6 protein-coding genes are annotated in these 13024 nt (G+C 51.9%); 4 read left to right on the top strand and 2 right to left on the bottom strand.

The window, feature by feature from the left end:
* Positions 1-255: 255 nt before the first annotated feature.
* Positions 256-1440, bottom strand: coding sequence for an acyl-CoA dehydrogenase (locus ACJJIY_RS17520; RefSeq protein WP_282932536.1), 1185 nt, complete (start codon positions 1438-1440; stop codon positions 256-258).
* Positions 1441-1760: 320 nt separating this feature from the next.
* On the opposite strand from ACJJIY_RS17520, the gene ACJJIY_RS17515 reads away from it, so the two are divergent.
* From ACJJIY_RS17515 to ACJJIY_RS17500, 4 genes are all read left to right on the top strand, one after another.
* Positions 1761-3197 (top strand): efflux transporter outer membrane subunit, encoded by a 1437-nt coding sequence (locus tag ACJJIY_RS17515; protein ID WP_444928070.1) that lies wholly within the window; start codon positions 1761-1763, stop codon positions 3195-3197.
* Positions 3197-4435 (top strand): efflux RND transporter periplasmic adaptor subunit, encoded by a 1239-nt coding sequence (locus ACJJIY_RS17510; protein ID WP_445358500.1) that lies wholly within the window; start codon positions 3197-3199, stop codon positions 4433-4435. The genes ACJJIY_RS17515 and ACJJIY_RS17510 overlap by 1 nt, the downstream gene beginning before the upstream one ends.
* A complete protein-coding gene (locus ACJJIY_RS17505) occupies positions 4428-7586 on the top strand; it encodes an efflux RND transporter permease subunit (RefSeq protein ID WP_445358499.1) in 3159 nt (1052 codons plus the stop codon). Before ACJJIY_RS17510 ends, ACJJIY_RS17505 begins: the two co-directional genes overlap by 8 nt.
* A gap of 416 nt (positions 7587-8002) precedes the next feature.
* Entirely contained in the window at positions 8003-11554 is a 3552-nt protein-coding gene (locus ACJJIY_RS17500; protein WP_445358498.1) for an amino acid adenylation domain-containing protein, read from the top strand.
* Between the two features lie 105 nt (positions 11555-11659).
* Here ACJJIY_RS17500 and ACJJIY_RS17495 read toward each other — a convergent pair whose 3' ends face one another.
* A complete protein-coding gene (locus ACJJIY_RS17495; protein WP_445358497.1) occupies positions 11660-12895 on the bottom strand; it encodes an MFS transporter in 1236 nt (411 codons plus the stop codon).
* Between the last annotated feature and the right edge of the window lie 129 nt (positions 12896-13024).

Genomic DNA, 13024 nt, shown 5'->3' with positions numbered 1-13024 from the left:
GAGTTTTGGTCTTCTCTCAAATTATTATTACTTTAAATCCAAACGTTTTTTTCGGTGCAGTACTTTGCTTGGTGTGGGTAATAATTTAATACTGCTACACAGTCTATGCGCCGCCTTTTTGCGTGACTATTCCGAACTTTAGTTTAATGATTTTGTGCTACCAACCTGGGGCCGAAGTAGAAGTAAGGAGATAAGAAGTGACGGGATAAGGGCGATGCCCACGGAAAATACCGTGAGCATCCAACTAGACGTGTTTTACACGAATGCTTGCAGGCCGGTCTGGGCGCGGCCGAGGATCAAGGCGTGTACGTCGTGGGTACCTTCGTAGGTATTTACAGCTTCCAGGTTCATCACGTGGCGAATTACGTGGAATTCGTCGGAGATGCCGTTGCCGCCGTGCATATCGCGAGCAATACGCGCGATATCTAGTGCCTTACCACAGTTGTTGCGCTTCACCAGGGAGATCATGGTGGGGTCGAACTGCTTGTTCTCATCCATGATGCGACCTACGCGCAGGGAGGCTTGCAGGCCCAGGGTAATTTCGGTCTGCATATCCGCCAGTTTCTTCTGGAACAGCTGGGTTTGAGCCAGAGGGCGGTTGAACTGGGTGCGGTCCAGGCCATATTGGCGAGCGGCGTGCCAGCAGAACTCACCGGCACCCATGGCGCCCCAGGAGATACCGTAGCGAGCGCGGTTCAGGCAGCCGAAGGGGCCGCGCAGTCCGCCAATTTCCGGGAACTTGTTTTCTTCCGGAACGAACACATTGTCCATCACAATCTCGCCGGTAATGGAGGCGCGCAGTGAGAACTTGCCTTCGATCTTCGGTGCGGAGAGGCCTTCCATACCTTTGTCCAGCACGAAGCCGCGAATAATATCGTCGTCATCTTTCGCCCAAACAACGAAAACGTCGGCGATTGGGCTGTTGGTGATCCACATCTTGGAGCCGCTGATGCGGTAGCCGCCATCGACTTTCTTGGCGCGGGTTTTCATGCCGCCGGGATCGGAACCCGCATCGGGCTCGGTCAGGCCAAAACAGCCAACCCATTCGCCGGAAGCCAGCTTGGGCAGGTACTTCTGCTTTTGCTCTTCGCTGCCGTAAGCGTAAATCGGGTGCATAACCAGGCTGGACTGAACGCTCATGGCGGACCGGTAGCCGGAGTCAACGCGTTCAACTTCGCGCGCCACCAGGCCGTAGGAAACGTAGTTGAGACCGGCGCAGCCGTAGCCTTCGATGGTGGAACCGAGCAGGCCCAATTCACCCATCTCGTTCATGATTTCACGATCGAAGATTTCGTGGCGGTTACCCTCGAGAACTCTGGGCATCAGTTTGCTTTGGCAGTACTCACGTGCCGTGTCGCGCACCATGCGCTCTTCGTCGGTCAGCTGTTGGTCCAGCAGCAAAATATCGTCCCAATGGGCGAGTGGCTGATGTTTACTCATGGTTTGTCTCTTCTACTTCCGTTATTAATTCCACCGGAGCGTCCAAGAGGGCCGGCTGAAGAAGGCCGAGCACCTTTGTACAGAGGGGAGACTTTTTGGATAAGCTCCGCGTCAAACCCCGATGACTATTCAGTTTAGTGTGCCGCATCATACCGAAGTACTCGGTTTTCGGCACTCCTGCGGGCAGCAATTTTTTGCCTGATTTTACGCATGCTTTGTAAACAAGAGTAAAACGCATTGCGAGCGATTTTGGGGGGCGGATAATGCACGCAATAAATCTCTATTTTTTACGATTAAACGTTTAATTTCGGTGATATTCCTTGTCCTTTTACCGTATTTTGGCAATTTGTGTTCCGCTGCTTGTCAGCTGTAGTTCGCAGCCAATTGAGACCATTCAACCCGATGAAAATTTGGGGTTACCAGAATCTTTTCGTGCATCGGGCACTGTCGCACCGAGTTTGCGCTGGTGGCGAGATTTGGAAGATCCGCAGTTGGACAATTTGGTACAGCTGGCACTGAAAGATAATCCGGATATTCAGGCTACCTATTGGCGATTGGAGCAGGCCGCAGCCACCGCGCGGGGAGCGCGATCGGGCCTTTGGCCAAGACTGACCGCCAGTATTGAAAATACTGAGCAGCGCTACTCTTCCGGCGAGTTCACCGATCCCTCTGCGGAGGGCAATAGTTGGAGTACCCGTATCGCCGCCAGCTATGAAGTGGACCTTTGGGGGCGGGTCCGTGCCGGTGCCAGTGCAGCAGAGGCGGCTTACCTGGCCCAGGAACAGAATTTACAGACGGCAGCCTTGACCCTGGCGAGCGAGGTGGCAGCTACCTGGTTGGAGTTGCGGGAGCAGTGGGGGCAGCGGGATTTGCTGCAACAACAGCTGGAGATCAATCGCAAAAGCCTGAAGGTTCTGGAACTGCGCTTTGGTCGCGGCGTCTCAGGTGCAGCCGATGTTTTGCAGCAACAGCAGCTGGTCCAGCAGTCACAGCAGGAACTGGATGAGGCGGAAGCGGATGCCGAAACTCTAAAAGTACAGTTAGCGGTGCTTTTGGGTATCAATGTCGAGGAACTTAGCAGCATTATTCACGAACAGGCCGAGTTGCCTGCCTTACCAGCCCTGCCAGAGACCGGCGTGCCATCGCAATTGCTATTGCGCCGCCCGGATGTCGTTGAGGCGCAGCGAGACCTTTTACAGGGCTATCACTTAGCCGATGAGGCCTGGGCCGATCGACTGCCCGTATTTAGTTTGTCTGCAGTAGCCAGCAATGGCACCAGTTTAATTAGCGATGTGACTGAAAACTGGCTTTTGGCCATTGCAGCCTCCATTGAGGGGGTGATTTTTGATGGTGGCGCCTTGGCATCAGCCCGGGAGCAACAGGACGCCGTTCTGCAGGAGCGCTGGGCGCTCTACCGCAGTGCAGTCAATGAAGCCTTGTCTGAAGTAGAGCAGGCCTTGATTCGAGAGAGCCTGATCGAGCAGAGACTCAACCATCTACGTGAGCGTGAGCGTCTCGCAGACCTTTTGGTTCTGCGCCAAAGCCGCGCCTATGCGCGGGGAACCATCGACTTCCTCAATGTGTTGACCGCGACGAGTGAACAACAGAGTTTGGCGCGACAAATCTTGTCTGCCGAGCGCGAACTGATTGAAAACCGAGTAGTACTTTACCGCGCGCTTTCCGGCGGGATCCCCCAGGCGGATCTTCCAGCCCCCGAGCCAGTGGATTTGGAGTTGTACCTGGAGGGAAATAACTGATGTTGCAGAAACTCAATTGGCGCCTGCTGATCCCCATAATTTTGGTGGTGTTGGCATTCTTGGCCTTCAACTGGATGATGCGGGAAAAACCGTCGGTCAGTCGCGGTGAGCGCAAATCGCCACCGCCGACAGTCGATGTAGCCGTTGCTGAGCAGGGTCGTTTTCCTGTAACCCTGAGCGCGCTGGGTAAAGTGAGTGCCCGAGAGTTAGCGGAGTTGGAGCCCCAGGTACAGGGGCAGGTGCAATGGCTCGACTATGATCTGGGCCCCGGAGCCGTAATGCCAAAAGGGCAGGTGCTGTTGCGTATTGACCAGGAGCCCTACCAGTTGGCCCTGATGACTGCCCAGAGTGCCCTCGCCGAACGCCGTGCTGAATTGCAGCAGGAGCAAGGACAGCAGCAAGTTGCTCAAGAGGAATACGAGCTTCTTGGCACAGCCTTGTCTGGAACGGATAAGGCTCTGGTGTTGCGCGAGCCTCAGAGAGCAGCAGCAGAGGCGGCAGTAAAATCCGCAGAGGCAAATGTGGCTTTGGCTAAACGCGATCTTCGACTTACCGAGATTCGCGCCCCATTTGATGCCCTGGTAGTTGAGCGTGATGCCGACGTCGGTGATCGTGTCTCTCCGGGAGATACCCTCTACAGCCTCGCTAGTGCCGACCGTTTCCAGATTGCCGTTGAGGTTCCCGCGTCGCAACTGCACCGGCTCGGACGCGGTGATGTTGAAGTTCGAATTTACGGCAGCCAGTGGCCGCAGGGCGTCTACCGCCGCGGTGAGTTTGTCCGGGTTATCCCGGTACTGGAAGAGCAGGGTCGTCTCGCCAGTGTGTTGGTAGAGCTGGAAGACCCGCTTTCCGTCCAGGATCCGTCCCAGCCACAGCTGCTTCTCAACGATCTGGCGAAAGTAGAGATCGTTTCCCAAAGTGAGGATGAGCGCGTGCGTATCCCCCTCACTGCGTTGCAAGACGGCAACAATGTGTGGGTGGTTCGCGAGAACCGCACCACGGTTCTGCCGGTAGAAGTGGCCTATATGAGCGGCGACTTTGCAGTCCTGGAGCAGGGACTCAGCGGTGGAGAAGCCTTAGTGACGACCCGGTTGGTAACCGTTACTGAGGGTATGCCGGTGCGAATTGCCGGAGACAGTAATCGCCAGCAGCGCCCGCCGATAGATGCGGCTGCCTCTGCGGAACGCCCGCCAAGACGCGGCCCCGGTGGACCCAACGCTGGGGGCGCAGATGACTGAACAGAATAAATCCAAAGATAAGGTCGATACCCGCACGGGCGCCATCGCCTGGATGGCACGCAACCACGTAACTGCCAATTTGTTGATGTTGGTCTTCTTGATTGGTGGTTTGATTTTTTCAACCATCGTTAAAAAGGAAGTCTTCCCGGAATTCAGCCTGGATACTGTGAGCGTGTCCATCTCCTATCCCGGTGCCAGCCCTGAGGAAGTCGAGCGCGGTGTGCTGGTGGCTGCAGAGCAGGCGGTGCAGGGCTTGGTAGGCATCAAAGAGATGACCGCGAGGGCCAATGAGGGTAGTGCCTCTTTAACCTTGGAGCTGGAAGGCGATGCTGATGCTGCCTTGGTGTACCAGAATATTCAGCAGGCTATCGATTCTGTTACCACCTTCCCCACAGATATTGAGCAGCCCCAGGTTAGTCTGGCCGAGCGCAAACGGGATGTGCTGGATCTGGTATTACATGGCGATCTTACCGAGCACAACCTGCGCGCGTTGGCGATGCAGGTTTACGATAAGCTCGAAGCGCACAGTGGTATTACCCAGCTGGAAGCGCGGGGGATGCGGGACTTGCAAGTGGCGATCGAGATTCGCCGCGATGACCTGCGTCGCTATGGGCTTACCCTGCTGGAAGTGGCAAACATCGTAGAAAATGCAGCGGTAGATATTCCCAGCGGCAGTGTTAAGTCTGATGCGGGGGAAATATTGGTCCGGGTGACCGAGCGCCGCGATTGGGCTCGAGAGTTTGGCGATATTGTTATTGCCCAAGGCATTGGTGGCGGTGCCGTTTATTTAAAGGATGTTGCCAATATCAGCGACGCGCTTGAGGAAGAAGCGCGCAATATGGTGTTTAACGGCGAGCCAGCTATCAGCATCAAGATCTACCGGGTGGGCGACCAGACACCAATGAGTGTCAGTGAAGCTGCCCATGAAGTCGTTGATGAGGTCAGGGCAAGCCTGCCCCCGGGTGTGACCCTGACAGTTCGCGATGACGACTCGGAAATTTTCAAAGCGCGTCTGACCCTGCTGCTGAAGAACGGTTTTATTGGGCTCTTATTAGTATTTGTTGTGCTCGGAGCCTTTCTGGAATTGCGGTTGGCTTTTTGGGTAACACTGGGCATTCCTACCAGCTTCCTGGGGGCATTGCTATTCCTGCCTGGGCTGGATATTTCCATTAGCATGGTAAGTATGTTTGCCTTTATTATCGCCCTTGGAATAGTGGTGGATGATGCAATTATTGCCGGTGAAAATATCCACGAGTGGCGACAAAAAGGCTACAGCAATCTGGAGGCTGCCGTTGCCGGTGCCCGCCAGGTATCGGTGCCGCTCACATTTGCGATCCTGACTAATATTGTCGCCTTCCTTCCATTGATGGCCTTACCCGGCTTTATGGGCAAGATCTTTGGTGTGATTCCCTTTGTGGTGGGCTCGGTATTTATTATTTCCTGGGTGGAAGCCCTGTTTATTTTGCCCGGCCACTTGGCCCACTCTCGTCGCGGCTATAAAAGTCGCCGGGCGCGCCGCTTTGCCGCGCGGCAGAAAATGCTGGCGCGGGGATTGGATCGTTTTGTACAGCAGCGCTTTAGGCCCTTCCTGGATATATGTATCAAGCACCGCTACACCACTATTGCCGTGGCGGTAGCGGCACTGCTGGTGGTTGGCGGCTATGCGGCTAGCGGTCGTATGGGCTTCACCTTGATGCCCAGGGTGGAGCGTGACTCCGGTCGCTTTGCTGTCACCTTTCCCACTGGAACGGCCCAATCCCAGCTGGAAAAAGCGCGCTCGCAGATTATTACTGCTGCCGATAGGGTGCTCGAGCAATACGATAAAGAAAAGGTCTTCCTGGGGATTCGCGGTTTGATGGGCGATGACGCGATTATGGTGGACGCTTTCTTTGTTCCCGCAGATGAGCGTCCTTTTTCCACCGGTGAGTTTATTCGCGCCTGGCGCCAGGAAGTGGGGCCTATTGCCGGTGCCCTTAGCGCAACAACAGCTTCTGACCGTGGCGGTCCCGGCGCTGGCTCCTCGTTAACCGTGGAGCTTCGCCATACTGACACGGATACCTTGGAGCAAGCTGCGATACGTTTAGGGGATGAGTTGGAGAAATTCCCGAATGTCAGTGATATCGATCCCGGTATTTCCCTCGGTAAAACCCAGTTGGACCTTACGCTGACTGAAACGGCCAAAAGTTTGGGCATGTCTGCGGAGGATATTGGTCGCCAGTTGCGGGCAGCGTTGTACGGGGCTGAGGCCCTGCGCCAACAGCGTGGCCGGGATCAGGTGAAGGTCATGGTACGTTTGCCTGAGGATGAGCGAGCCAATATCAATGATGTGAATAGCATTATGATCCGGGCCAGCAATGGACTTTGGATGCCCCTGCCAGATCTGGTAAAAATTGATAAAGGGCGCGCCTATGCCACGATTAATCGCCGGGCAGGCCGCAGGGTTACAACAATTACCGCCAATGTGGAGCCCAGTGACCAAGCGACACTTGTGATTAATGAGCTGAATGAAAGTGTGGTCCCCCAATTGAAAGCTGAATTCCCCGGCCTAAGTGTTTCTTATGAGGGACGCCAAGCGGAGGAGCGAGAGGGGCTGGCAAGCCTGGCGATGACCTTTGCCCTTGCGATGGCGGTGCTGTACTTGCTATTGGCAATTCCCTTAAAGAGTTACGTACAGCCGTTGATCGTAATGGTGGCGATACCCTTTGGTGTGATCGGTGCGTTACTTGGTCACTTGGGCATGGGGTATGGACTCAGTATGGTGAGTCTGCTGGGTATGGTGGCACTGGCCGGAGTTGTGATTAACGACACTCTGGTAATGATTGAGTACAGCAATCGTCTCCGAAATGATGGCGCCGATTTGGAAAGCGCGATCAAGGGAGCGGCAGCGCGGCGTTTTCGCCCGATCGTATTGACTACAGTAACGACTTTCTGCGGCTTGATGCCGATGATTTTTGAAAGTTCGGTGCAGGCGCGCTTTATGATTCCGATGGCGATCTCGCTGGGCTATGGAATACTCGCTGCCACAGCGATCTCATTGTTATTGGTACCCTGTCTCTATTTAATGATGGGTAAAGATATTCCCCAGTTGTTTGCAAGGTTGAAAAATATCATCGCTCGCTTTGGTCGTAGCGGTGCAATCGCACAGAAATAAATTCAATAGTAGCCGGTATCTTCTTATCGGCTCTTTTCCTCAGAAATTTAATTTTATGACTGATATTTAACTATCAGTTTCCAAATTACGTTTCTGTCTTCCCGAATACTATCTTCATTTAGTTTTCCTTTATGACCTGGATCTGCGGTAGCTGAAATACTGCTCCAGTTCAATGTTATGAAATTATTTCCCGGCATACTTCCAATTTAGCAACTGACTTTCAAGTAGTTCAAATAACAGAAAATTTTGACCAAATTTGAAAGACAGAGAAATGAATTGAAAGTTAGTTTTCGGATTTTAATAAGTATAAAAGGTAATGTTCAGTGTGCAGCTCAATAAACAAACATAACGCCCAGTCCTTAGATTTTGAATCGGGAGAAATGGGCGCTGTATCATCAGGAGATACAGTTTGCGATTTGATCGAAAGACAAAAGCTAAAGAATCCTGATCAAGTCGTTATTATCGATGGCAACACAGAAATAAGTTTCGCTCGCCTGATGAAACGTGTCGATGGGATTGCCGCTGATTTGGTAAATCGAGGGGTTGAGCCTGGTTCCTTGGTTGGTGTCTGTATGAGTCGATCCTGGGAGCTGGTCGCGGCTCTACTTGGCGTAATGCGCGCAGGTTGTGCTTATGTCCCACTGGACCCAACTTATCCGTTAGAGCGGGTGCGATACATGCTCGAGCACTCCAGAGCTGCCGCAGCAATCGTCGATTGTGACGAAAACGCAAACTTGTGTCTTGGCGTGAAAGAACTGGTATGGATCGATGAGTTGCGAGAGCAGGCACCGGAATTTTTACCGGAACATACCAGAGCGCAAACGAGTGATTTAGCCTATGTAATTTACACATCCGGCTCTACTGGAAGCCCGAAAGGGGTTGCTATCGAACACCGAAGCCTTATCGCTCTCAGTAAGTCCATGAGTGAGCTGTTGAGTGATGGAGAGCTAGAAGGCGTTTTGGCTTCGACCTCAGTTTGCTTTGATCCCTCGGTGATGGAAATTATCGGGACTCTCTCTCTGGGCGGCCGAGTTATATTGTCGAAGAATATTTTGGAACTGCCAAAACTTCCCTTTAGAGAGCAAGTGCGAACTTGTATCACCGTTCCATCTGCGGTTCAGGCTTTACTTTCGATAGACAAATTGCCTCAGGGAGTGCGCTGCCTGATTTTTGGGGGTGAAGTACTGAAGCAATCCCTGGTCGAGCAAATATATGCGGGGGCTGAACAACTGCGGATAGTGAATGTTTATGGCCCCACAGAGGACACGGTTTACTCAACTTATACAGAGGTTAGCCCCGATAGCGACCAAATTACGATTGGAAGGGCGGTTTCAAGTTCACGCGCATATATTTTGGATGAGAGATTAGAGCCAGTTGCTCCCGGCGAGGAGGGAGAGTTGTATTTGTCTGGTGATAAGCTAGCTCGGGGCTATTTAAATGATGAGCATCTGACCGAGGAGCGTTTTATACAGCAAGCTTCCAACTCCCGAATTTCCGATCAGCGCTTGTATAAAACGGGAGACCTGTGCCGATGGACAGCAAATGGAGAAATAGAATACTTGGGGCGCGCCGATTGCCAGGTGAAGATTAGGGGCTATCGAATTGAACTTGAAGAAATAGAATCGGCAATTGAGTCTATACCGGGCGTTGATGCTGCCGCTACTACCGTTATTGATGGCGGGGCGGGACAGAAGATTCTGGTGGCCTATATTGTTGCTAGCGAAAAGACAATTACCGAAGTAGCAGTAAAAGAGTTTCTTGAACAGCGCCTTCCTAAATATATGGTCCCCCAGTTTGTCAAGCATCTGCAAGAGTTACCCCTGCTACCCAACAATAAGCTGGATCGCAAACGGTTAGCCCTCCTTGAAGCGGAGCTTGTCGTTCCAACTGAAAGCAGTTTGGCTGCAAACGATGATATTAATCAAAGCAGTGGAATGGGCGAGCACTTCGCAGGTTTATCAGTAGACAGCGAGACAATTTTTACTTCGATTATCCGCGGTGAGATGGCTTCCATTATGAACCACCCAGATCCGGAGGTTGTGCGCCCAGAGATAGCCTTCGACAAGCAGGGCCTGGATTCGCTGACAACATTAGAATTGGCCAGCCGGTTGAGTCATTGCATTGGGCACCCCCTATCTGCGCAAACAATCTTCGATTATCCCACGCCGAAGCTATTGGCTGGCTATATGCTTGATTTGACGGAAGGCAGGATCAGTAGTGAGTCAGCTAATGAGGTTACCAAGTCTGAAATTGATGCGTTGGCTAACTTCCAGTCCCAGCTCCAGTTGAGCCACCCAACTTTTCAGGCCGCAAACGCGTCATCTTGGTCTGCTTCTGACAAAAGTAAGTTGGTACAGGCGGTGATAGCCATGGCTAACAATCAGAAGAGGAATCCTTACAGTAAGGTTTTACGGACAGGTAGTGGGACGCACGGCACTGTTACCGATGTTTATAACGATGATACCCAGGAAGCGATTATTTGGACGACCAATCTCTACCTTGGCCTGAATAGAGATAAAGAAGTTATCGAACAGGCTTCATCTGCTGTACAGCTTTTCGGAACAGGAATGGGTACTTCAGCGGCCGCATCGGGCCTGACGGACCTTCATCTCCAGTTTGAAACGGAGTTTGCTGATTTGGTAGGCAAGTCAGGAGCCTGCTTGTTTCCAACGGGTTATACGGCCAATGTTGGGGTGGTGGCAGGAATATTAGGTAAAGATGATGTTGTGGTTATAGACCAACTTTGCCATGCCTCAATTGTTGACGGTGCCCGTCTCAGTGGTGCCAAAATTAGAACTTTCCAACACAATAATGCCTCTGATCTGGAGTCGGTGCTGGAATCTGAAGCGTCTCCCTACCGAACGACGCTAGTGGTTCTCGAGGGCGTTTACAGTATGGGGGAAGGTGCTGCGCCGGTAGCTGAAATCGTACGTGCAGCAAAGAAATACAACGCCTTGACCTTAGTTGATGAGGCACACTCATTCGGTTTTTATGGTGAGCGTGGTGCCGGTATCTGTGCGGCTCAAGATATTACTGATCAAGTTGACTTTATTATGACAACACTCAGTAAGTCGCTCGGTAGCCTTGGGGGTGTGGTTGCTGCGAGTAAGGAGTACGTTGACTTGCTGAGGTCCTCAGCCAGGGCATATATCTTTCAGGCTTCTATCAGTCCTGCAGATATTGCAGCCGCATTGACTGCTTTGCGTCGAATTAAATCTGACGATGGACTGCGCGATCGATTGTGGGATACGACCCGCTATATGCGCCGGAAATTTGAGCAGGCCGGATACGATTTGGGAACAGGTGATGGGCCTATTATCACGCCCCATTTTAAGGATAAAGATAAACTATACGGGATAGTCCAAGCGCTTTATCAGCGCGGTATTCAAACCTCGGCTGTCACTTACCCGATAGTTGAGAGCGGCCGTGGCCGCCTGAGGTTGATCTGCTCGGCAGCTCACACGAGGGAGGATGTTGATAGGACTGTGGAAGCTCTTATTGAGGCTGAAAAAGAGGTTGATGCTCAATCCCAGGAAACAAAAGAGGAGGCTATGGATTTGGGGCAAGCCCTCGCTGAAATTGGTGAGTGGGCAAATACCTTTTCTAACTTCCTGCAGGAATATATCAATCGACTATCCAGCCCTGTGCCCAACTTGTGCTTGTCTGTGAGTGTTACTGAACAGTTTGAGCCGGTGAGAATTTTAATTGATGGCGGCAAAGTAACCTTGAGTGATCTCTCGGCCAACGGCGTTCCTTTTTGCTCAGTAACGCTAAGAAACCAGAGGTCTGTCACGGCCTTGCGGCTTCACGATGTTCAGTCGCTGCTTGATGATATTTGTACAGGTAGCTGCACCTTAAGCGGTCAGGTTGAGCCATTTATATGGTGGATCGCCCGTATTCTAGATTTAAGTGTGGAGGTAAATAACCCTGTAGACTGTGGATTAGCTAGAGAGCAGGCGATTCATTAACTAATGAGGGGCGAGATTTAAAGTTATGGGCCTTTCAGTTTATCCTGATGGGCCCATGTCTGGTGTCACTGGCAGAGTAGGTCGGTTACATATTTGCCTGGTTTTTCACTTTGCTACGCCAGGGAGTTTGCGCCAGCTCCAGCGGATTAAAACAAATACTAATATCGATGCAGCTGCTGTAATGTAAAACGGTAAGCGGATATCAACTTCCATTGCTATGCCCCCCGCGAGCGAAATCAAGCTTGCTACCAGCGTGAAGCCCGCAGTAGCTATTCCCATTACCCAACCCTGTTCCGTTTCATCGACACTATTGGCGAATATATTCAAGAGGGCGGGGTAAGCGAGCCCAAAGCAAAGGTACGCGAAGAACACACTGAGATAACATAGCCAAATATAGCTGCTGAATACGAAGACTAACGCGCTCGCTCCCATCACTAAGGCGGAAACTGTAACTACCAGGGGTTTAGTCCAGCGGGACAAAACAGGCTTGACCATAAAGAGGCTGGAAATTGCCACCGCAATACCCATAGTCAGCATGGCCATACTGGTTATTAGCAGGCCGGCTTGGAATCTACTGCTTAAATAGTTTGTGATAAATATATAAAAGCTGAGATGCACCAGCATGAAACAGAGGTAGGCAGGGCAAAGTCGGACAACCCGAGGGCGGTCCTTTAGATGTATAAACTGAGTAAATAGATCCAGAAAGCGAAGCCTAAGCTTCATCGGGGCTTGCCGGGTATCGTGATAAAAGGTCAGGATCAAAAACAAAGTAATAGCGACAAGTACCAGAGCAAAGTAAAAGGGCAGTTGGATACTGGCTATGCTCCCCAATAGCTCCCTGTCTGCCAGGACTCCTGCCATAATCGGCCCAGCTACAGCCCCAGCACTCATTCCGGCTACCAATAACCCTAGGTTCTTGGAGGCTTCCAGCTCACTTTGGCTGGCATCAATCATTGCTGCTTGAGCAATAGGTTGGTTTCCCGCAGTAAAGCCGCTGATCACTCGTCCTAGAATAAGAAGCCAAAGGCTATTGCTTAGCAAAGAGAGAACAGTGATCGCGTATCCGGCCATAGCCCCCACCAGACACAGCACCATGGCAGTTTTGCGTCCGATACTGTCAGACAGTTTGGCGATATATACGGACCCAATAAACCACGCCAGAAAGAAGCTGCCGATCACAATTCCATAGTACAAGTGCCGAGTTGATTGTGGCGTATCAGTAGGTAGGAACTGGAATTTTGTCGACATAACCAATTCATTGATGATCGGGAACAGCAATCCCTGACCCATCAGATCTACAAAAACTACTGCCAAAAGGGCTAAACGGCACATGACAGACATAACCACTTCCTCCCCCCAGCTTCAGCTTTGCTGCTTAAAGCAAGATAGCAGGTGGTGAATAGTTGACGGAGCCTGTCATTGAGCAGCGTAAGCCAGGTAAGAGCGATAGAGCTATTTGAGACTAAGCGC

This window comes from Microbulbifer maximicatervae (SeqCode) (assembly GCF_052468155.1).
The sequence above is the reverse complement of the archived record's forward strand: the minus strand, read 5'-3'. Positions and strand labels throughout refer to the sequence as shown.